This is a genomic window from Roseateles sp. GW821-FHT09G03, from assembly GCF_059416045.1.
In genome coordinates this window covers 90,398-111,072 of the sequence record NZ_JBWKOK010000006.1, presented here as the reverse complement: position 1 = coordinate 111,072, position 20,675 = coordinate 90,398, and the positions used below count along the sequence as shown (strand labels likewise).

The following is a 20,675-nucleotide window of genomic DNA, read 5'->3' as shown; positions in this document are numbered from 1 at the left end:
AGGAACGAGCCCCGCTTTGTCGTGCCCCGCTCGGGTTCTGCCTACACCGTCGACATCGGTTCAGGCAGCCGTTCGATGGGCATGGCGGATCAGCACGGCGGCCGGTTCGGCGGACGCTGCCATCTCGTTCATCAGCGCCAACAGCATCTCCTGCTTCTCCTTGCGGTCGCCCGGGCTGGCCAGATGCTTTTCGATGCGCCGCAATGCGTCCACGCCTTCCCGCTGCAGGGCGACGACCTGGTCATCCTGGGCGCCGGAAGGCTTCTTCGCCAGCCAGGCGGCGGAGAACTCCTCGAGCTTGGCCGGGTCCGCGATCAGGTCATCACAACGCTTCTTCAGCCCCTTCAGGGCCAGAGCCAGATCCACGACACCGGGGTCCGCCAGCGCCGGAACTTCGGCCGGCCTGAGCGGGCGTCCCAGGCAAGCCTGCCACGCCGCGTTGTTGTAGACGGGATGCATACACGGACGCGGGCCATCGGGGACGGTGTCGACCTCGTACAGACCCAGGAGCTCCATGCCATCGCTGACTTCATCGCGCGTCAACCTCGACGCCTGCAGCAGAGGCGCGGCCCATGCCTTGAAGCGGCCGCGGCGTTCGTCCAGATTCGGGTTCTCCACGGCCGCGTCGATGCTTTCCGCTGCGATCAGAACGTTGACGAACCTGGAGACCTGGTCGAAGTACGGGCGTTCTCCAGACACCTCCGTCGTCAGACGATCGAACACCGCCTGGCGCTTGGTGAAGCTGAGTTCTTCCAGCTTGTCGCAGAGCAAGGTCAGCACCAGGTTCCCCCCTTCGAGCATCTCGGCATGAAGGTCGAGAAAGCGATCCGGCGGTGTTGCATGGGCGTCGCGCAGGGCGTTCAGACGGTCCCGCAGCGAGGGGTGCGTCTCCGGCGGCACGAAGTCGACCAGGCGATCGAGGTTGTCGCTCAATTGCGCGCAGCGCTGTCGGACACCGTCGATGCCGAGGCGCCCCAGAGCCGCGGCCAGCCCCACATCGCCTGACGTCGGCGGCGCCTCTGCGGCGCTGGCGGGCGGTGCCTGGACCATCGGCTTCGCCATGCCTGCAGATGAGGCAGACCGCGGTGCCGCGGGCCTCGATGTCGGCAGTGCCGCGTCGCCACGGCGCGGGGCTCGGGAAGGCTGCTCCGTCACTGCGAGGACCGCTTCCGCGAACGCCTCCGACACATCCGATCCGCCCCTGGCGTCAAATGCCGGGCGCAACTTGCGGCAGGCCGCCGCCACCGTGCTGGGTCGCTGGTCCTTCTCCAGCAACTCGCACAGGAATCTCAATGCGCCCTTGCCCCGCCCGTACAGATCGACCTGATCCCACGTGATCGGGGGATCGGGGCGGCTCAGGCCCGGCGTGGCGCTGGCGATCGCGTCCCTCACGGTGCGCACCTCGCCGTCCCCGGTCAGCAAGGTCTTCAGCCACAGGAGGCCGCGGAACAGTTCTTCCCGTGCCTTCTGAAAGTCCGGCCAATGCCTGAACGCGTCAAGCGTCATGTCCGTCGCGAAGTATTGCTGCGGCTGCCTGGCGAGCTGGATCAGGCGCGACTTCGATGCCTCGTCGAGGCCGTCGGTCTCGGTGATCGACGTCGTCGACGACGCCGCGGCGTCGCTGGAAGCAATGGACTGGCGATACATGGCGGCTCCAGAAAAGTAGGAGTCGCCTCAGTTCATGCAGCGCCGTTCTGGTTCCGGCGAAAAGCGGGCCGGTGCCGAACCCGCGGCACCGAGCCCCCTCCTCAGGCGAACTTGCCCGCCTGGAAATCGCGCACGGCCTGCAGCAGTTCGCCTTCGGTGTTCATCACGAAGGGGCCGTACTGGGCGATCGGCTCGCCGATCGGCTGACCGGCGATCAGGATCGCGCGGGCACCGTCGTCCGACGCCGTCAACCGGGCACCGTCCGCACCCGCCGTGTTGGCGAGGATCGCCATCCGGCCGCTCGGCACCAGGCAACCGGTGTCGAAGCGCAACGCGCCGCGATACACGTACAGGAAGGCGTTGTGCGTGGACGGGATCGCCTGCTCGAAGGTCGCGCCGGGCGCCAGATGCACGTCGAGGTAGATCGGCTGCGTCACCTCGCGCTGCATCGCGCCGGCCACGCCGTGGCTCTCGCCCGCGATCACGCGCACCGTGGCGCCCGGCAGCGTCAGTTCGGGGATCTCCGTGCTGGCGATGTCGCGGTACCAGGGGTCGCGCATCTTGTCGCGGCCGGGCAGGTTCAGCCACAGCTGGAAGCCTTCCATGCGGCCTTCCTGCTGCTCGGGCAGTTCCGCGTGGACGACGCCGCGGCCGGCGGTCATCCACTGCACGCCGCCGGGACCGAGCAGGCCTTCATTGCCCGCCGAGTCGCGATGGCGCATCTGGCCCTCGAGCATGTAGGTCACGGTCTCGAAGCCGCGATGCGGATGGTCGGGGAAGCCGGCGATGTAGTCGTCGGCGTTGTCCGTGCCGAAGGCATCCAGCATCAGGAAAGGATCCAGCCGCCGCTGCAGGTCCTGCGTCAGCACGCGCGTCAGCTTGACGCCCGCGCCGTCGCTGGTGGCCCTGCCCTGCACCAGGCGCTCGACCTGGCGGGGCGTCCGAAGAGTGGTGACAGGGGTGGCGGCGGTCATGATGGATTCCTTCCTTGTGTCATCGGTTGGTTTGCCGGCCGGCAGCGAGTGCTGCCGGCCCGGCATGGGGCTTGGGGGTCCAGGAGGGATCCCCCATGCCCCGTGGAGGGCGCGCGCGGTCTATCAGGCCGGTTGCGCCGCAGTCGGCGTTCAGGCCGGCTGGGTTTCGCCGAACAGCGCGGCGATCTCTTCACGGGCGGTGGCCAGGCCCTTGGCCGCGGCTTCCTCGCCCATGTTCAGGCCTTCGGCCAGCACGAACTTCACGTCGGTCATGCCGAGGAAGCCCAGCGTCAGCTGCAGGTACGGCACGATGTTGTCGGCCGGCTGGCCGCGGTAGACACCGCCGCGCGTGCTGACGACGATGACCTTCTTGCCGGTCACCAGGCCTTCGGGGCCGTTGGCGCCGTACTTGAAGGTGGCGCCGGCGCGGGCGACCGAGTCGATCCAGTTCTTCAGCTGCGAGGTCACGCCGAAGTTGATCATGGGCGCGGTCAGCACGATGACGTCGGCCGCCTTCAGTTCGGCGATCAACTGGTCGTTGAAGGCCACGCGGTCGGCTTGCGCCTGGGTACGGCTGTCGGCCGGGGTGAACAGCGCGCCGAGGGTGGCCTCGTCCATCGCCGGCAGCGGACGCGCCGCCAGATCGTGGACGACCGTCGTGGCGCCGGCGTTGCGGGCCACCAGTTCGGCGACGACCTCATTGGCCAGCAGGGTCGAGACCGAGCCCTGGCCTTCATGCAGACGGCGGGCGCTGGAATTGATCTGAAGGATGTTCATGGTGCGTTTCTCCGGGCGTTTCGGCTGGATCAGCCGGGGTGTGATGGGATGGAGTGAACTCTATTGATCCCCAGGCAGCACCGGAAGACGTCGTACTGGATAAGATTGTTCCATTCGACGAACAATTCAATTGCCCCGGAAGCGCCCCACCCCATGAGCCTCGATGCCGATGACCTGCTGGTCTTTGCCCGTGTGATCGAAAGCGGCAGCTTCAGCCGCGCGGCGGAGCGGCTCCAGTTGCCCAAGTCGACGGTGTCGCGGCGGATCGCGGCGCTGGAGGAGCGGCTCGGCGAGAAGCTGCTCCAGCGCAGCACGCGGCGCCTGACGCTGACCGAGTTCGGCCAGGGCGTGCTGGAGCACGCGCGGGTGCTGGCGGGCGAGGTGGACGGCGCGCTCGCGCTGGCGCTGCATCGGCAGCAGCGACCGACGGGGCGGCTGCGGGTGTCGATGCCGGCGGACTTCGCCCACCAGATGCTGACGCCGATGCTGAGCCGCTTCGTCGGCGACTACCCGGAAGTACAGCTGGAGCTGGATCTGTCGCCGCGGCGCGTGGACCTGATCGCCGAGGGTTTCGACATCGCGGTGCGCATGGGCCAGCTGCCGCCGGACAGCCAGCTCGCGGCGCGGCGCATGGCGATGTTCAGCAGCGGCCTGTATGCGTCGCCGGCCTACCTGCAGCGGCACGGCGAGCCGCAGTTGCCCGAAGGGCTGCTGAGCATGCACGGCCTGATGATCCTGAGCCGCGCCGGCGAGCCCCTGCCGTGGCGTCTGTTCGGCATCGTCGACGGGCAGGCGGACCAGCGCATCGAATGGGTCGGCGTGCCCGACAGCCGCACGCTGGTCAACGCGCCGGACATGCTGCTGCAGATGGCCCGCGCGGGCTTGGGCATCACCTGGGTCGGCAACCAGTATGCGCAGTCCTTCGTCGACCGCGGCGAGCTGCTGCGCGTGCTGCCGAACTGGTGCGCGGAACCGTCCACCTGCTGGGCCGTGTTCCCGCAGCGCCGCTTGATGCCGCTGCGCACGCGCCTGTTCCTGGACGCGATGGCGGCGGCGCTGACGCCGTTCGATCAGGCAGCGATGTACGGGATGTAGACGCCGCGCGGCGTCTGTCGAGCGGCGCGGGCAGGTCGCCCGCCGCCCCTCGTCACTCGACCTGGAAGCCGATCTCCACGCTGACCTGGCGCGGCGCCGGGATCGGCCCGAAGCGCCATTGCTTGACCGCGTTGATCGCGGCGGTGCTCAGCTTGCGATCCGGCGAGCGCAAGGCCTGCGCCCCGTCGACCGAACCGTCCGGACGGACGGTGAACTGCACCAGCACCGAGCCGGCACGCTGTTGCGCCAGCAAGCTGCGCGGGTATTCGGGGTCGACCTTGCGCAGCAGCTTCAGCGGCACGGGTTCGTCGTCGGGCTCCGGTTCGGGCGCCCTGCCGGCGGGCGCGGCGGTCGACGGCGCGGCCATCGACACGACCTGCGGCGCCGGTGCCTCCGACATCGGCTGCGGCACGGACGACGGCGGCGCGATCGTCTGCGCGGTGGATTGGCCGATCGCCACGGGCGCGGGCGAGGCCGACGCAACGACTGGCACCGGCGCGGCGTCCTGCGCGTTGCGGGCCGCGAGCGCGCGCTCGGCGGCGGGATCGAGTTCCTGGCGGCGCGCCACCGGCGCGGGGGCCGGCGCGGCCGTGGCCACGGGTCGGGCGACCGGCTTGGGCGCTTCGGCCTTGGCTTCGTGCGCGGGCTTCTTCTCGCCCTTCTCCGCGTGGAACTTGATCCACTGGAACACCTTGTCGGCGTCGCGCTTGGCGCGATCGACGTCGCTCATCGCGGCCTTCGGATCGACCGGCGCGGCGGCCGTGGCGGCCGTCGCGGGCGTGCCCTGCGCGGGTGGCGCGGTCTGCGCTTGCGCGCCCATCGCGACCAGGCTCAGGCTCAAGACCTGGATCGACGCCTGGATCAAGACCTGGCACCTGGCCAGGCCGTGGCGTCGGACGCTCGGGAGACTACGGCTGCTCATCACTCCACCCTCTCGATTGCGCTTGGTTGCTCTCTTTTGGAGACAACGCCGGTCTTGTCTACTGCTGTTGCTGTGGTTCTTTCGCGCCCCGGCATGAGCGCCGCAGTGTAAGAAGTCACCCGGGTGACCCTGCCTCGGTGTTTCCCCGGAATCAGGATGTAACAGCACCTCGGAAGGCCCTTGACATCGGCCTTCCGTCGAAGACTTCACGTCTGCGCCGGCCCGTCGCGGGACCGGACCTATACTGCGGGCCTGCTCCGGGGAGCCCTGGGTCGGCGACGCGTTCCGCGCATCGACGACACGGGCTGAGACATGGCGATGAAGCCGTGGACCCGCTGAACTTGATCCGGTTCGTACCGGCGTAAGAAGAGCCCGCCCTTCCAGGCGCACCTTGGCGAATCGCGAGCCTCCCGGCCCGCACCGATGCCACGCGGTCCCGCACCGCCCCCGTGCGCCCTGCCCAGGAAGGGGTCTGTTCCGAACGCCCCGCGTCCCCATCGGTCCAGCCTCCGGCGCCCAACCGGAGAACCCGATGAACGACCTGACCCCCAGCGCCGGCCACCACCACGGCAACGACAGCGCGACCTTTCACGACCGCCTCGCCGCCAGCCGCGCCCCGCTGCCCGCGTCGACCAAGACGCACGAGCACGGTGTGCTGCATCCGCAGCTGCGGGTGCCGCTGCGAGAGATTGCGCTGACCAACGGCGAACGCCTCGCGGTCTACGACACCTCCGGCCCGTACACCGACCCCGCCGTCGCGACCGACGTGCGCCGCGGCCTGCCGGCCACGCGCGCCGCCTGGGTCGAATCGCGCGGCGAAACCGAGCTTTACTCCGGTCGCCCGATCCAGCTCTTCGACGACGGCCTGCGCGAAGCGGCACAGCAGGACGCCCTGCGCGCGCAGAGCGCCGCGCTGACGCGCCCGCCCCGTCGCGCCAAATCCGGCGCCAACGTCACGCAGATGCACTACGCCCGCCGCGGCATCGTCACCGCGGAGATGGAGTACGTCGCCATCCGCGAGAACGGCCGCCGTGCCTGGATGCACGAGTACCTCGCCGATGCCGAGCGCGAACAGCGTCTGCGCGGCCAGGGCCTGGGCGCGCAGATCCCGGGGATCATCACGCCCGAGTTCGTCCGCGACGAGATCGCCCGCGGCCGCGCCATCATCCCGGCCAACATCAACCATCCGGAAGTCGAGCCGATGGCCATCGGCCGCAACTTCCTGGTCAAGGTCAACGCCAACATCGGCAACTCCGCCGTGAGCTCGGGCATCGAAGAAGAGGTCGAAAAGCTCGTGTGGGCGACGCGCTGGGGCGCGGACACGGTGATGGACCTCTCCACCGGCCGCAACATCCACACGACGCGCGACTGGATCCTGCGCAACAGCCCCGTGCCCATCGGCACCGTGCCGATCTACCAGGCGCTGGAGAAGGTCGGCGGCGTGGCCGAGGACCTGACCTGGGCGCTGTTCCGCGACACGCTGGTGGAGCAGGCCGAACAGGGCGTCGACTACTTCACCATCCACGCCGGCGTGCGGCTGCCCTTCGTGCCGATGACGGTCAAGCGCCGCACCGGCATCGTGTCGCGCGGCGGCTCGATCCTGGCGAAGTGGTGCATCGCGCACCACCGCGAGAACTTCCTGTACACGCACTTCGAGGAGATCTGCGAGATCATGAAGGCGTACGACGTCAGCTTCTCGCTGGGCGACGGACTGCGGCCGGGCTCGCTGGCGGACGCCAACGACGAGGCCCAGTTCGCCGAGCTGCGCACGCTGGGCGAGCTGACCAAGATCGCGTGGAAGCACGACGTGCAGACCATGATCGAAGGCCCGGGGCACGTGCCGATGCACATGATCCAGGCCAACATGACCGAGCAGCTCAAGCACTGCGACGAGGCGCCGTTCTACACGCTGGGCCCGTTGACCACGGACATCGCGCCGGGCTACGACCACATCACCAGCGGCATCGGCGCCGCGATGATCGGCTGGTTCGGCTGCGCGATGCTCTGCTACGTGACGCCCAAGGAACATCTGGGGCTGCCGGATCGCGACGACGTCAAGCAGGGGCTGATGGCCTACAAGATCGCGGCGCACGCGGCCGACATCGCCAAGGGCCATCCGGCGGCGCGGGCGCGCGACGACGCGTTGTCGAAGGCGCGTTTCGAGTTCCGCTGGGAGGACCAGTTCAACCTCGGCCTCGACCCCGAGACCGCGCGCGAGTTCCACGACGAGACGCTGCCCAAGGACAGCGCGAAGGTGGCGCACTTCTGCTCGATGTGCGGGCCGAAGTTCTGCTCGATGAAGATCACGCAGGACGTGCGGGAGTACAGCGCGCAGCTGGCCGCGAACGGCGGCGCCGACGGTCATGGCGCGCACGCCGAGGCCGACGTCGAAGCACTGGCGGGCATGCGGGAGAAGAGCGCCGAGTTCCTGGCCGGCGGCGGCGAGCTCTACATCCCGATCCGCCAGGCCTGAGCGCGATGGCCGCGATCGCCATCGCCGGGGCGGGGCTCGCCGGACGGCTGCTCGCGTGGACGCTCGCGCGGGCCGGGCATCGTGTCGAGGTCTTCGACGCGTCGCTCGGTCCCGAGCCCGCGTTCGACGCGCAGGGCGCGGCCGCGTTCAGCGCGGCCGGCATGCTGAGTCCGCTTGCCGAGCAGGAGCAGGGCGGCGCGGAGATCGCCGCGCTGGGCTGGCGTTCGCTCGCCTTGTGGCCAGGCATCGTCGCCGCACTGTCGCGGCCGGAGCCCGTCTCGACGCCCGTGCCCCTGCGCATCGACGGCAGCCTGCTGCTGTCGCATCGCGCAGATCTCGGCGCGGCCCAGCGCGCGCTGCTGCGCATGCCGGGCGCGGAGCCGCTCGATGCCGGCGCGCTGCGCGCGCATGAGCCGATGCTCGCACCGGGGCTGCGCGGCTGGCTGCTTCCGCGCGAAGGTCTCATCGCGCCGGTACCGGCGATGGCCGCGCTGCACGCCGGCGCGGAGGACGCGCGATGGCACTGGTCGCGGGCGGTGGACCAGGTGTTGCCTGGCGAGCTGCACCTCGCCGACGGCGGGCACTGGCGCGGCGATTGGGCGATCGATGCGCGTGGGCTCGGTGCGCGGCCGCCGCTCGCGCTGCGCGGCGTGCGCGGCGAGATCGTCACGCTGTCGCTGCCCGGACACGGCCTGCGTCGACCGGTCCGGCTTCTGCATCCGCGGCATCGCGTCTATCTCGTGCCACGTTCCGACGAAGAGATCGTGGTCGGCGCCAGCGAGATCGAGAGCGAGGACCGCAGTCCGGTCTCGCTGCGCTCCGCCGTCGAGCTGATGGCTGCGGCGCAGAGCGTGCTGCCGGCGCTGTCGGAGGCACGCATCGTGCGGCTCGATCGGCATCTCCGGCCGGCGCTGCCGGACAACCTGCCCTTCACGCATCACGAGCCCGGCCTGCTGCGGCTCAACGGCCTGTACCGCCACGGTTGGCTGCTGGCGCCGGCGCTGGTCGAGCGGCTACTCGATGCGGCCGGACTGGCCGTCCCTCTCCTGGAGACCTCCCCATGACCGCCCTCCCCCCGATCACCGTGCGGCTCGACGACCGCGCCGTGGCGATGCCCGCCGGCGCGACGCTGGCGCAGTTGCTCGAACTCGAACGGCGCGAGGCCGCCGCCGTGGCCACCGCGTTGAACGGCCGCTTCGTGCCGCGCGACGCGCGCGCCGACACGGCGCTCAACGACGGTGACGTCGTCCTCTTCTTCCAACCGATCGTCGGAGGCTGACGTGCCGCTCCCCATCCCTCAGTTCCCTTCCGATCCGCTGCGGATCGACGGTGTCGCGCTCGACAGCCGCTTCTTCCTCGGCACGGCCGGGTATCCCAGTCCGGCGACGCTGTGCGACGCGATCCGCGCGTCGGGCTCGCAGCTGTTGACGGTCGGCCTCAAGCGCACGCTGCAGGCGGGCGACAACGGCGCGCTGGCCCAGGCCCTCGCCGTGGGCCGCGAACAGGGCGCACGCCTGCTGCCCAACACCGCCGGCTGCCGCGGCGCGCGCGAGGCGGTGCAGCTCGCCCACATGGCGCGCGAGCTCTACGGCACCGCGTGGATCAAGCTCGAGGTCATCGGCGACGACCACACGCTGCAACCAGATCCCTTCGAACTCGTGGCAGCGGCGACGGAGCTGGTGCGCGAAGGCTTCATCGTCTTCCCCTACTGCACCGAGGACCTGATCCTCGGCCGGCGGCTGCTGGATGCCGGCTGTCCGCTGCTGATGCCGTGGGGCGCGCCGATCGGCTCGGGCCAGGGCCTGCTGAACCTGCACGGGCTGCGCACCCTGCGCGAGCGCCTGCCCGACACGGTGCTGGTGATCGACGCTGGCCTCGGCGCACCGTCGCAGGCCGCGCGGGCCATGGAGTTGGGTTTCGACGCCGTGCTGCTGAACAGCGCGGTGGCGCAGGCCGGCGATCCGGTGGCGATGGCCGGTGCATTCGGCGACGCCGTGCGCGCCGGGCGGCAAGCCTTCCACGCGGGCCTGATGGCGCCGCAGGCCTTCGCGGTCGCGAGCACGCCGGTCAGCGGCCACGCCTTCCTGCTGGGGGACGCATGAACGAATTCAACGGGCTCAGCGAACACATCGAACGCGGCGATCCGCTCGAACGAGACCCTCGATCGGATCGGGGGCCGCGGAACGACGGCAATGACCGGCGCGAGCCCTCCGCCGCGAGGTGGCCGTCGCCGCTGGTGCCTCATCCGAGCCTGCCGGGACCTTGGGCGGCGACCCTCGATCCAGACCTGCTCACATTGACGCCATGGACAGACGATCCGGCGCCGCCCGTGATCTGGAGCGTCGCCGGCACCGACAGCGGCGGCGGCGCGGGCCTGAGCGCGGACACGCGCGCGGCGGCGGCAATGGGCGTCCATCTGTGTCCCGTCGTCGCGGCGGTCACGGCGCAGCACTCGCAAGGGGTGAATGCGGTGTTCCCGCTTCCCGCGAGCCAGGTGCGCGCGCAGTTGAGCGCGCTGCGGCAAGACCTGGCACCGCGCGTCGTCAAGACCGGTCTGCTCGCGAGCGCCGCGGCCGTCGACGCCCTGCTGGCGCAGATCGGCGAGGCCCCGCTGGTCGTCGACCCCGTGCTCGGCGCGAGCGCGGGCGGCGCGGCGTTCTGCGACGACGATCTGCTCGGCGCCTACCGCTACCAACTGGTCCCGCGCGCGGCACTGATCACGCCGAACCGGCGGGAAGCGGAGCGGCTGCTCGGCGTGGCGGCAGGCCAGTTGCCGGTGCCGGAACTGGCCGCGATGCTGCGCGGCATGGGCGCACAGGCCGTCTGCATCACCGGCGGCGACGATGCGGCACAGGTCGACGGACTCGCGATGGACTGGCTAGACAGCGCGCTGGCAACGGGATGGATCGCCTTGCCTCGCCTGTCCGGGCGCAACGGCGGACCGCCGCATCACCACGGCAGCGGCTGCACCTTCGCGACCGCGGCGGCCGCGGCGCTGGCGCGCGGCTTCGCGGTGCCGGACGCGGTGATCCTCGCCAAGATGCTCACCTGGAGCGCGCTGCGCGACGGCCACGCGGCGGGCGCCGGCGCCGGACCGCTCCGGCCGGACCGGCGCTTCGTCGACGACCCGCGCGCGATGCCGGTGATGGGCTTCGACGACGACACCGCGCCCGACCGCGCGACGCTGACGCGCTGGCGCGAGGTGCTGTGGCCGGCGGCGCGCCGTCCGGCGCCCTTCGCCACCGGCCTGTATGCGATCACGGAACGTCCGGAGCGTGTGGCGGCGCTGGCGCTCAGCGGCCAGTTCGAACACCTGCAGCTGCGCATCAAGCGGAGCCCGTCGGCCGATGACGACACGCTGCGCGCGGCGATCCGCGAGGCGGTCCGCGACATGGCCGGCCGCTCCGCGACGCTGTGGATCAACGATCACTGGCGGCTGGCGCTCGAAGAGGGCGCGCGAGCCATCCACCTCGGCCAGGAGGACTGGGCCGGGATGGGCGGCGAGGATCGCGACGATCTGCAGCAGCGCCGCACGCGGCACGGCGTGCGCCTGGGGCTGTCGAGCCACAACCTGTGGGAACTCGCCCGCGCGCGCGGCGTGGCGCCGGACTACATCGCCTGCGGCCCGCTGTGGCCGACGACGACCAAGGCCATGCCGTGGCTGCCGCAGGGGCTGGCGCAATTGCGGTGGTGGACACGCATGGCGGGCGTGCCGGTGGTCGGCATCGGCGGGGTGCTGGAGGAGCGCCAGTGGCGCGCCGGCCTGGCCACCGGCGCGGCCGCCATGTGCCTCGTGCGGGCGGCGGAGGAGATGGTGGCGAACGGGCGGTTGAGGTGAAGCGCATCGCCGCCCGCTTGCTCCGCGCTGCCGCGATGAGCTCGACCTCCGGAATCCGTCGGCCCGCCGTCCGGATCGCGGACGAATGATGTTCGCCACCGCACAGTGAGGGCTCGTTGGCGCACGTCCCGTGTCGCCACTGTGCGCGACGCGCAGCGCTTCTCCTCTCCAGAGTTCCACCGCGAAGCCTTCACGCTCCTACGATCGTTTTTTGACGCCGTCTTCTCCTCACGAAAACGACGTCTTCACGATTCAGGGAGAAGCCGTTGCACAGTCGGCAAAGACTCGACACCTTGCGCGGACTGGCGTGCCTGCTGCTGGTCAGTTATCACGTCATCGGCGGTGACCGCGACACCGGATTGCGCCTGGCCGACGACCACATCGCCGCCCGGATCAACGACTTCCTCGCGTTGGTCCGCATGCCGCTGTTCTCGTTCCTGTCCGGCATGGTCTACGCCTTGCGGCCGCTGCGCGGCGAGATCGGCCCGTTCGCCTCGGGCAAGGTGCGGCGGCTGCTGGTGCCGATGCTGGTGGTCGGCACCGGTTTCGCGCTGTTGCAAGCCGCGATGTCGGGCACCAACGGCGGCACCAGCGGCGGCACCAACGGCAGCGTGACGGCGTGGCACCTGCTGCACATCATCCCGGTGGCGCACTACTGGTTCCTGGAATCGCTCTTCCTCATCTTCATGCTGACCGCCGTGCTGGAACGGAGCCGGGTCCTGGACAGCGCCGAGGGCTTCCTCGCCGTCCTCCTCGCGGCCATGATGCTGCACGTGTGGGCGCCGCTGCCCGTCCACTTCGGCCTGAACGGCGCCACCTTCCTGCTGCCGTTCTTCCTGCTGGGCGTGGCGGCGCGTCGCTTCCCGGCGATGACGACGAATCCCCGGCTGGCCGTCGCGATCGTGATCGTGCCCGCCGTCCTGATGCTGGGCTGGGCCGCGACGCGCGCGCCCAATCCGGACGCGCCCGGCATCGAGCGCCTGACCGTCAGCCTGTGCGCGTGCCTGCTGCTGCTGCGCCTGGGCCCCGCGGTGCGCTGGCTGGCCTTCATCGGCGCCTGGTCCTTCGGCATCTACCTGTTCCATCCCGTCTTCACCGCGGCGTCGCGGATCGCGCTGCAGAGGGTCGGCGTCGACGAGTTGCCGGTGCTCTTCACGGCCGGACTGGTCGCGGGACTGATCGGCTCGATCGCGCTGACCGCCGCGCTCGGCCGCTGGCCCTGGGGCCGATGGATGATCGGCGAGCGGCCGCAACGCGCGGCGCCGGCGCCCTCCCCCATCCGGGAGTCCCCGCCCCCTGCCGCTGCTGAATAATGGGCCGGTCCCGCACCCGCTGACCGCCCGCCGTTCCGGCGGCCATCGGTGCAACTCCTGACCCCAGCCGTGCCCGCGCGGGCTCATCCTGCGTGGAACAGGAGCAGCGTTCCGCCGTGGCCACGCCCCAGTACCTCGCGCCCGTCCCCGACTGGCAGGAACACGAGAAGCCCAGCATGCCGGGCTCGCCGTCCATGCCGTGGCATCCGCCGTGGCGGCGCGCGGCCTATGCGCTGGTGGCCATCCTGGTGGGCATCACCGGCGCGCTGGGCAACGGCCTGGTCTCCGCCAACCTGCCCGTCCTGCAGGGCCAGCTCGGCCTGACGCCGTCCGAAGGCGCGTGGATCTCCGCCGCCTACGTGATGGTCAACGTCACGGCCAACCTGCTCGTCTTCAAGTGCCGGCAGCAGTTCGGCATGCGCTGGTTCGCGGAGATCGGCCTCGGCGTCTACGCCGTGCTCACGCTGCTGCACCTGTTCGTCGGCAGCTTCGCCACCACGCTGATCGTGCGCGCGGCCAGCGGCCTGGCCGGCGCGGCCTGCTCCACGCTCTGCCTGCTCTACATGCTGCAGAGCATGCCCCGCACGCACACCGGCAAGATGATGGTCATCGGCGTGGGCATCGGCCAGCTCGCCGCGCCGCTCGCGTGGGTCGTCTCGCCGTCGCTGCTCGACCAGGGCGGCGGCACCTGGCACAACCTCTACCTGTTCGAAGCCGGCCTCGCGCTGTGCAGCTTCGCCGCCGTCGTCGTGCTCAAGCTGCCGCCCGGCGTGCAGATCAAGGTCTTCGAGCCGCTGGACTTCCTGACCTTCGCGCTGATGGCGCCTGCCGTCGCGATGATCTGCGCCGTGCTGGTCCAGGGCTACCTGCACTGGTGGTTCGACGCGCGCTGGCTCGGCTGGCTGCTGATCGCCGCGCTGCTGCTCATCGTCGCGGCCGTGTCCGTCGAGCACCACCGCGCCAACCCGCTGATCCAGACGCGCTGGTTCGCCAACGGCGCCACGCTGCGCTTCGTCATCGGCGGCGTCATCCTGCGTTTCCTGACCGCCGAGCAGTCCGTCGGCGCCGTCGGTTTCCTGCGCGCGCAGGGCATGGGGCCGGACCAGCTCCAGCCGCTGTTCGCCGTCATCCTGGCCGGGATGATCATCGGCATCCTCGCCTGCTCGATCAGCTTCACGCCGAAGACGCTGGTGCCGCAGATCCTCCTGTCCATCGTGCTGTTCGCGATCGCCGGGCTGATGGACCATCACCGCACCAGCCTCGACCGGCCGCAGGATTTCTATGCGAGCCAGTTCCTGCTGTCGATCGGCGCGGGGATGTTCATGGGGCCGCTGATGCTGATCGGCATCGGCCAGGCGCTGAAGAACGGACCGGCGTACATGGTCACGTTCTCGGTGATGTTCTCGATCACGCAGACGATGGGCGGCCTCGTCGGATCGGCCGTGCTGAACACCTACCAGCTGGTGCGCGAGCACGAGTTCTCCGCCTCGCTGGTCGCGACGATGGACCGCACCGATCCCATGGTCGCGACGCGCCTGGCGCAGCAATCGGCGGCGCTGGGCGCCGTCGTCGGCGATCCGGTGCTGCGCTCCGCGCAGGGCGCGGCGCAACTCGCGGCCGTCGCGCGGCGCGAGTCCAACGTCCGCGCGTACAACGACGTCTTCATGTTCAGCGCGGTCACCGCGGTCGCCTTCCTGCTGTGGCTGCTCGCGCTGCTCGGTCGCACCGCGCTGACGAAGCGGCTCGCCGAACGCCGCGCCGCGCACGCCCTTCCTTCTCCGGCCCAGTCACCGCCCGCATGACCATGAGCAACGCGCCGACACCTCCCGCACTGGCCCCGTCCTCCGCGAGCACGGCAGGCGCCGATCTACCGCTGCCGGCCGACGGTGAAGGCTCCGGCCGCGTGCCACCGTCACCGCCGTCGACACCGACATCAACTTCGGCACCGGCACCGGCGGCGGCGACCTCCGCGTCCGGCACCGCGCCGATGCAAGCGTCTCCACCGTCGCCGCCTGCCGCGCCACCGACGCCCACGCCACCACCTCCTGCGCCAGCGCCAGCGCCAGCGCCGAAGTACCTGAAGGCCTCGACGACGGCGATCGTCGCGATGGCTGTGGTGGCGGTGGTCGGCGTGACGCTGGTGATGCGCGCGTGGGAGCTGGGCCCCTTCGATTCCAGCAACGAGACCACCGACAACGCCTACCTGCGCGGCGCGGTCACGGTGCTGTCGCCGCAGGTCAACGGCTACGTCGTGGAGGTGCTGGTCAAGGACTTCGAGCAGGTGAAGGCCGGCCAGCCGCTGGTGCGCATCGACGACCGCCTGTATGCCGCGGCCGTCGCGCAGGCCGAGGCGCAGCGCGCGAGCGCGGGCTCGCAGTTCGACAACTTCGACCAGACGCAGGCGCAGAACCAGGCGACGCTGGCGGCCTCGCGCGCGACGCTCGCGTCGGCGGAGGGCGAGCTGGCGCGATCGACGGCGGAACTGGCGCGGGTCGAGGACCTCGCGGGCCGGGGCTCGGTCTCGTTGAACGAGCGCGACCGCGTCCGCGCGAGCAATCGCCTCGCGACCGCCAACGTCGACAAGGCACGCGCCGACATCCGCATCGGCGAGGAACGCATCAAGGCGACCACCGTCAGCCGCGGCGGCTTGAACGCGCAGGTCCAGGCGGCGGAAGCCCAGCTCGCGACGGCGCGCATCAACCTCTCCAACACGGTGATCCGCGCGCCGGCCGACGGGCAGGTCAGCGAGGTCTCGGTGCGGCTGGGGCAGTACGTCAGCGCGGGCTCGCAGCTGCTGTTCCTCGTGCCGCAGCAGCTGTGGCTCGTCGCGAACTTCAAGGAGACACAGACGGGCCGCATGCAGGTCGGCCAGCCGGCGAGCTTCCGGGCCGACGCGCTCAAGGGCGTGCGCTTCAGCGGCCGCGTGCAGCAGATCGCGCCAGCGACGGGCTCGGAGTTCGCCGTGCTCAAGGCCGACAACGCCACCGGCAATTTCACGAAGGTCGTGCAGCGGCTGCCGGTGCGCATCGCGCTGGATCCGAACCAGCCCGGCGCGGATCGGCTGCGGCCGGGGATGTCGGTCGTCGTGACGGTGGAGACCTCGACGTCGGCGCCTGCGGCCGCGCCTGCACCTGCACCTGCACCTGCACCTGCCTCGGCACCGACATCGACATCGACATCGAGCGCTGGGGGCGCGGAGGTCGCCGCTTCCGGGGCTGCGCGATGAGAAGCCCTGCGACGTCGTGGACCATGTCGCTGGCTGCGTTGGCGGCGACCTTCCTCGCCGGTTGCGCCCCAGCGCTGCGCGCGCCGCCGGAATCCTCGCGCATCGAGCCCCCGATGGCGTGGCGCGAGCAGCCCGTGTCGAGCGGATCCCCGGCGTCGGCGCCATCGCCCTCGTCTGCCGCATCGGCGCCGGTTGCCGAGCTCCGTGCACAGTGGTGGCGCGACTTCGGCGATACGGCGCTCGATGAGCTGGTCGACCGCGCGCTGGCGCACAACAACGACCTGCTGCTGGCCGGCGCCCGTCTCGACGAGGCGCGTGCGGCGCTCTCCGCGAGCCGCGCCGCCGAAGGTCCGCAGCTCAATGCGACGCTCGCCGTCCAAGGCTCGCGAACGCTGCAGGTGACGGGCATCTCGGAGTCGCACGTCGTCCAGCCCGGGCTGGCGGCGTCGTGGGAGTTCGACCTGTGGGACCGCCTCGGCGCGCTGACGCGGGCGGCGCGCCTGCGCGTCGCGGCGAGCGAGGCCGATCGCGATGGCGCCGCGCTCAGCGTGGCCGCGACGACCACGCAGTCCTACATCGGGCTGCTCGCGCTGGAGTCGCAGCTGGCGCTGTCCAAGCGCACGCTCGACTCGCGCGCCGAAGCCTTGCGGCTCGCGCAGGACCAGGCGCGCATCGGCTACATCTCGCAGTTGCAGCTCACGCAGGCCCAGGCCGAGTACGCGTCCGTCGCGCAGCAGGTGCCGCAACTGGAGCTCGCGATCCGGCGCCAGGAGAACGCGCTTGCGCAGCTCACCGGCCAGCCACCCGGGGACATGCCACGCGGCCGGCGCTTCGAAGAGCTCGACCTGCCGCTGCCGCCCGTGGTGCTGCCGTCGGCGCTGCTGGAGCGGCGTCCCGACCTCGCGCAGGCCGCGCTGACGCTCGCCGCCAGCGATGCGACGCTGGCCTCGCGCCGGGCGGCCTTCATGCCGCAGATCCAGTTCAGCGCGTCGGCGGGGCGGCTCTACGTGTCGGCGCTCGACTACGACCCGATCCGGGTCTGGAGCATCGGCGGCAGCGTGCTCGCGCCGTTGTTCGACGCCGGTCGCCTGCAGGCCCAGTTCGACACTGCGACCGCGCAGCGCGACCAGGCCGCATACGCCTACCGCGGCCGTGTGCTGACCGCGCTCACCGAGGTCGAGAACGCCCTGGCCGGCATCGAGCGCCTGGACCGTCAGCGCCGTTTCTCGCAGGAGCGCCGCGAGGTGCTGGCACGCTCGTTGCGGTACGCGCACGACCGCTACGAAGCGGGCTACGCGGGCTACCTCGAGGAACTCGATGCCCAGCGCAACCTCTTCGCGCAGGACAACGACCTGATCCGCATCCGGCAGAGCGAGTTGGAGAACCGGCTGGCGCTGGTGCGGGCGTTGGGTGGGGGTTGGCAACGATCACCTTGATCGCCGCTCGATCTGCGCGCCCCAAACGATAGAAGCCCAGTCCGTACGACTGGGCTTCCGAAGGCCACAAAGGGCAGTTTTCCAGATGGATCCCGGTAGGGCTGGAAGATGGAAAAGGCCACGAGGGCAAGACGCATTTTGCAGGAGCGGCCCGACAGTCTCTCCAAAGAATGGCGGGTGTTGCGGAAACGACGAGGGGCCCGAAGGCCCCTCCATCGAAGTCATTGCGAAGCAGTGACTTTTACTTCTTCGCCACCTTCGCCGGCCGCTTCGCGCCGGTCGCATCCGCCGGCGCGGTCGCGCCCTTCACCGCCGCTTGCGCGAGCTTGAAGAACACGTCCGTGTTGTCGATGACGCCCGTGAACGCCAGCGCGCCCGGGCCGAAGGCCGACAGCGGGATGTCCGTCGCGGTGTGCACGGCCTGCTCACCAGGCACCTGGCCCGTGACCAGGAATTCGCCCGTCGCGTCGTCGCGCTCGGCGGCATTGGCCGGGTACCACTTCAGCGGCTCGGACTTGGCCAGCGGCTGCTGCGAATCACGCAGCGGCGTCGCGTTGGTGCGCCAGTCTTCGTAGCGGTCGGCGTTCGCGCCGTATCCCACCAGCAGGCGGTAGTCGATGTCGGTCGCTTCCGGGTAGCCATCGGCCGCGATGCGATAACGCGGGAAGCCCGCCTTCTCGTACACGCCGACGACCTTGTCGCGCAGGTTGGCCGCGCCCTTCTTCGTCGCCGCGTCCAGCAGCGCCTGGTCGGTGAGCATCGAGCCGCCGATCAGCGCCGCGCCCGAGCACTCGTGGTCCGCCGTCACGATGACCAGCGTGTCGCCGTTCTCGCGGGCGAAGTCCTGCGCGACCTGCACGGCACGGTCGAACTCGATCGTGTCCAGCATCCAGCGCTCGCTGTCCATGTTGTGCGCCTGCTTGTCGATCGAGGCGCCCTCGATCATCAGCACGAAGCCCTTGGATTGCTTCTTCAGCGTCGCGATCGCGGCCTTGGCCATCTCATCCAGCATCGGCTGGTCGGGGAAACCGTAGTCGTCGACGACGCTGCCGCCCGCCAGGCCCTTCTTCGCACCGCGGCGGCCGTCGATCTTGTCCAGCGCCACGTTCATGTTGGAGAACGCGAACAGGCCCAGCAGCTTGTCGGCGCCCGCGCCGGCCGTGGCCGCCTCGAGTTCCGTCTTCGTCGGCGCGTAGCGGTAGCCGGCGCCCTGGAACTCCTGGATCAGGTCGCGGCCCTTGTCCTTCGCGCCCGGGGCGGCGCCCCAGCGCTTGACGATCTCCGACGTGTGCGGATCGGTCGCCGAGAACGCGTAGTCGTTGCCGTCGGCGCGCTCCGAGCCCGCCGTGCCCGCGGGCAGGAACCACTTGCGGCCGCCGCCCAGCAGCACCGTCAGGCCGGTGCGCGAGCGGTCGTCGAAGAACTGGTCGACGATGCCGGTGCCCGCGCCGCGGTTGCTCGTGTGCACCGCGTTGCCGGCCGGCGTCGCGTCGAACACGTCCGCCGTCGTCACGATGCCCAGCGCCTTGCCCTGCGTGCGATGCAGGTACTCGGACAGGTACTCGATGCGCGGGTTGTCGAAAGGTTCGACCGTGTCGTCGGGGAACACGCCTTCTTCATTGTTGTTGTTCTTGTTGCCCGAGACGTAGGACGTCATGCCCGGCGACGAATCCGTCACCACCGAGTTCAACGACGCCGTCTTCACCATGCCCGTCGCTGGGAAGGTGTCCATCGCCAGCGGGTTGATGACCTTGCCCTGCGCGTAGCCGCCCTTGACGATGCGGGCCGCGGTGCGTTGCGCGGCGCCCATGCCGTCGCCCAGCAGGATGATGATGTTCTTCACCTTCGGGCCCATCGCCGCGGTGAACGGCACCACGTCGAAGTTGCCGGTGGCGGCGACCTTCTGGCCGTCGGACTGCGTGGCCTCGACGCTGAACTCGTGCCGGCCGGCCTTCTCCAGGCTCACCGCGCGGATCGTGGCGATCGCGGTCTCCGCGCTCACGCCCTTCACGCAACCGGTGGCGCAGTCGCGCAGCGCGACCGTCGCGTCGACCGGCTTGCCGTCGATCACGAAACGCGCGGCGGTGATGCGCTGGCCCGCGTCCGGCTTGATCGTCGCCTGCAGGTCGAAACGCTGGCCGGGCAGGAAGCGCGCGATGACCGGCTCCGGCTGGCCGGTGGAGAAACGCTCGCTCGGCGGCGTCAGGCGGGTGACGGTGGGCGCCGCCTGGGCAGCACTCAGCGCCAGCAGCGCGCAGGCGCCGGCGAGCAGGGAAGGCAGGTGTTTCATCGTGGTGGACTCGAGTCGGGGAAGTCGGGAACCGCGCGGGCGGCGGTCAAGGGCAATCAGAAGGCGATCAAGCGCGATCGGGGGGGGTCAATGACGATGACCGTGGGCGTCGGGCTGGGCGGTCGCGGCCGCCGACTGGGCCTCGAGCGCGCCGGGCGGCAACTGCAGTCGGATCCAGGAGACGCGGCCGGTCTCGTCCTCGACGCGGCCGATGGACAGCGTGCCGGTGAGCACCACCAGCCCGTCGCGGTGCGCGATCAGGCGCTCGCGTTGAGACGGATCGAGCAGCACGGTCACGGCGGCGGCGGGCAGGTCATCGGCCTCGCCGTCGGCGTGTTCGCTCATGCGCACCGGGCGCGGCGTGAGCCAGAAGCGGCCGGGCTTGGCCTGCTCCTGGGCGACCATGTAGCCGACCAGGCGCACCGGGCGGCCATCGGCGGCGCGCAGGCTGTCGGACAGTTCCAGGCCGGCCGGACCAATCGGCGACTTGAAGAACTGCGAGAACTTCAGATCGGCGGCCGCATTGGACGCCGCATCAAGTGGCGCGGATTCGGCATGCGCGACGGATGCGCTCAGGGGAAGGACGACCGCGGCGCACAGCGCGGCGATCGAGCGGGCGGCACGGCGGGCAAGCCGCGTACCTGTGGTGAGTTGGACGCACATAGGGACGCGATTCTTTCGGCC

At 70.6% G+C, this 20,675-nt stretch carries 17 protein-coding genes and 1 riboswitch; of the genes, 11 read left to right on the top strand and 6 right to left on the bottom strand.

What is annotated here, in order from left to right:
* Positions 1-60: 60 nt before the first annotated feature.
* Entirely contained in the window at positions 61-1,062 is a 1,002-nt protein-coding gene (locus AC07OZ_RS21345; RefSeq protein ID WP_495469086.1) for a hypothetical protein, read from the bottom strand.
* Between the two features lie 442 nt (positions 1,063-1,504).
* Between AC07OZ_RS21345 and AC07OZ_RS21340 the strand changes: the two genes are divergently transcribed.
* Positions 1,505-1,666 carry a hypothetical protein gene (locus AC07OZ_RS21340; protein ID WP_495469085.1) on the top strand — a complete coding sequence of 54 codons (162 nt, stop codon included), beginning with the start codon at positions 1,505-1,507 and terminating at the stop codon, positions 1,664-1,666.
* Between the two features lie 82 nt (positions 1,667-1,748).
* Here AC07OZ_RS21340 and AC07OZ_RS21335 read toward each other — a convergent pair whose 3' ends face one another.
* A complete protein-coding gene (locus tag AC07OZ_RS21335) occupies positions 1,749-2,621 on the bottom strand; it encodes a pirin family protein (RefSeq protein ID WP_495469084.1) in 873 nt (290 codons plus the stop codon).
* A 150-nt stretch (positions 2,622-2,771) separates the two neighbouring features.
* Positions 2,772-3,398, bottom strand: coding sequence for an FMN-dependent NADH-azoreductase (locus AC07OZ_RS21330; protein ID WP_495469083.1), 627 nt, complete (start codon positions 3,396-3,398; stop codon positions 2,772-2,774).
* Between the two features lie 153 nt (positions 3,399-3,551).
* Between AC07OZ_RS21330 and AC07OZ_RS21325 the strand changes: the two genes are divergently transcribed.
* Positions 3,552-4,493, top strand: a complete 942-nt coding sequence (locus tag AC07OZ_RS21325) for a LysR family transcriptional regulator (protein WP_495469082.1) — start codon at positions 3,552-3,554, stop codon at positions 4,491-4,493.
* 52 nt (positions 4,494-4,545) lie between these two features.
* Here the strand turns inward: AC07OZ_RS21325 and AC07OZ_RS21320 are convergent, their stop codons facing one another.
* Complete coding sequence (locus tag AC07OZ_RS21320; protein ID WP_495469081.1) at positions 4,546-5,415, bottom strand: energy transducer TonB; 870 nt, start codon at positions 5,413-5,415, stop codon at positions 4,546-4,548.
* 248 nt (positions 5,416-5,663) lie between these two features.
* A riboswitch (TPP riboswitch) is annotated at positions 5,664-5,800 on the top strand.
* Positions 5,801-5,947: 147 nt separating this feature from the next.
* Between AC07OZ_RS21320 and thiC the strand changes: the two genes are divergently transcribed.
* From thiC to AC07OZ_RS21275, 9 genes are all read left to right on the top strand, one after another.
* Complete coding sequence (gene thiC, locus AC07OZ_RS21315; RefSeq protein WP_495469080.1) at positions 5,948-7,888, top strand: phosphomethylpyrimidine synthase ThiC; 1,941 nt, start codon at positions 5,948-5,950, stop codon at positions 7,886-7,888.
* 5 nt (positions 7,889-7,893) lie between these two features.
* Positions 7,894-8,952 (top strand): FAD-dependent oxidoreductase, encoded by a 1,059-nt coding sequence (locus tag AC07OZ_RS21310; protein ID WP_495469079.1) that lies wholly within the window; start codon positions 7,894-7,896, stop codon positions 8,950-8,952.
* Positions 8,949-9,167 (top strand): sulfur carrier protein ThiS, encoded by a 219-nt coding sequence (thiS, locus tag AC07OZ_RS21305; RefSeq protein ID WP_495469078.1) that lies wholly within the window; start codon positions 8,949-8,951, stop codon positions 9,165-9,167. The genes AC07OZ_RS21310 and thiS overlap by 4 nt, the downstream gene beginning before the upstream one ends.
* Before the next feature lies 1 nt (position 9,168).
* Positions 9,169-9,990, top strand: a complete 822-nt coding sequence (locus tag AC07OZ_RS21300) for a thiazole synthase (protein ID WP_495469077.1) — start codon at positions 9,169-9,171, stop codon at positions 9,988-9,990.
* Positions 9,991-10,184: 194 nt separating this feature from the next.
* The gene (locus AC07OZ_RS21295; protein WP_495469076.1) at positions 10,185-11,726 is read left to right on the top strand and encodes a bifunctional hydroxymethylpyrimidine kinase/phosphomethylpyrimidine kinase; all 1,542 of its coding nucleotides are present in this window, start codon (positions 10,185-10,187) and stop codon (positions 11,724-11,726) included.
* Positions 11,727-11,992: 266 nt separating this feature from the next.
* Positions 11,993-13,039, top strand: a complete 1,047-nt coding sequence (locus AC07OZ_RS21290) for an acyltransferase family protein (RefSeq protein WP_495469075.1) — start codon at positions 11,993-11,995, stop codon at positions 13,037-13,039.
* A gap of 116 nt (positions 13,040-13,155) precedes the next feature.
* Positions 13,156-14,841: an MFS transporter gene (locus AC07OZ_RS21285; RefSeq protein WP_495469074.1), complete on the top strand. Its 1,686-nt coding sequence runs from the start codon at positions 13,156-13,158 to the stop codon at positions 14,839-14,841.
* 185 nt (positions 14,842-15,026) lie between these two features.
* Positions 15,027-16,265 carry an HlyD family secretion protein gene (locus tag AC07OZ_RS21280; RefSeq protein ID WP_495469395.1) on the top strand — a complete coding sequence of 413 codons (1,239 nt, stop codon included), beginning with the start codon at positions 15,027-15,029 and terminating at the stop codon, positions 16,263-16,265.
* On the top strand, positions 16,262-17,701 hold the full coding sequence (locus AC07OZ_RS21275; RefSeq protein ID WP_495469073.1) for an efflux transporter outer membrane subunit: 1,440 nt from the start codon (positions 16,262-16,264) through the stop codon (positions 17,699-17,701). Before AC07OZ_RS21280 ends, AC07OZ_RS21275 begins: the two co-directional genes overlap by 4 nt.
* Positions 17,702-17,942: 241 nt before the next feature.
* On the opposite strand, the gene AC07OZ_RS21270 is transcribed toward AC07OZ_RS21275, so the two are convergent.
* Complete coding sequence (locus tag AC07OZ_RS21270) at positions 17,943-19,991, bottom strand: alkaline phosphatase (RefSeq protein WP_495469072.1); 2,049 nt, start codon at positions 19,989-19,991, stop codon at positions 17,943-17,945.
* An 87-nt stretch (positions 19,992-20,078) separates the two neighbouring features.
* Complete coding sequence (locus AC07OZ_RS21265; protein ID WP_495469071.1) at positions 20,079-20,654, bottom strand: hypothetical protein; 576 nt, start codon at positions 20,652-20,654, stop codon at positions 20,079-20,081.
* Positions 20,655-20,675 lie beyond the last annotated feature (21 nt).

Coding starts and splice junctions, on each gene's coding strand:
- AC07OZ_RS21265 (WP_495469071.1), bottom strand. CDS start 20,654: ATGTGCGTCCAACTCACCACAGGTACGCGGCTTGCCCGCCGTGCCGCC.
- AC07OZ_RS21310 (WP_495469079.1), top strand. CDS start 7,894: ATGGCCGCGATCGCCATCGCCGGGGCGGGGCTCGCCGGACGGCTGCTC.
- AC07OZ_RS21345 (WP_495469086.1), bottom strand. CDS start 1,062: ATGGCGAAGCCGATGGTCCAGGCACCGCCCGCCAGCGCCGCAGAGGCG.
- AC07OZ_RS21325 (WP_495469082.1), top strand. CDS start 3,552: ATGAGCCTCGATGCCGATGACCTGCTGGTCTTTGCCCGTGTGATCGAA.
- AC07OZ_RS21340 (WP_495469085.1), top strand. CDS start 1,505: ATGTCCGTCGCGAAGTATTGCTGCGGCTGCCTGGCGAGCTGGATCAGG.
- thiS (WP_495469078.1), top strand. CDS start 8,949: ATGACCGCCCTCCCCCCGATCACCGTGCGGCTCGACGACCGCGCCGTG.
- thiC (WP_495469080.1), top strand. CDS start 5,948: ATGAACGACCTGACCCCCAGCGCCGGCCACCACCACGGCAACGACAGC.
- AC07OZ_RS21330 (WP_495469083.1), bottom strand. CDS start 3,398: ATGAACATCCTTCAGATCAATTCCAGCGCCCGCCGTCTGCATGAAGGC.
- AC07OZ_RS21275 (WP_495469073.1), top strand. CDS start 16,262: ATGAGAAGCCCTGCGACGTCGTGGACCATGTCGCTGGCTGCGTTGGCG.
- AC07OZ_RS21280 (WP_495469395.1), top strand. CDS start 15,027: ATGCAAGCGTCTCCACCGTCGCCGCCTGCCGCGCCACCGACGCCCACG.
- AC07OZ_RS21320 (WP_495469081.1), bottom strand. CDS start 5,415: ATGAGCAGCCGTAGTCTCCCGAGCGTCCGACGCCACGGCCTGGCCAGG.
- AC07OZ_RS21335 (WP_495469084.1), bottom strand. CDS start 2,621: ATGACCGCCGCCACCCCTGTCACCACTCTTCGGACGCCCCGCCAGGTC.
- AC07OZ_RS21270 (WP_495469072.1), bottom strand. CDS start 19,991: ATGAAACACCTGCCTTCCCTGCTCGCCGGCGCCTGCGCGCTGCTGGCG.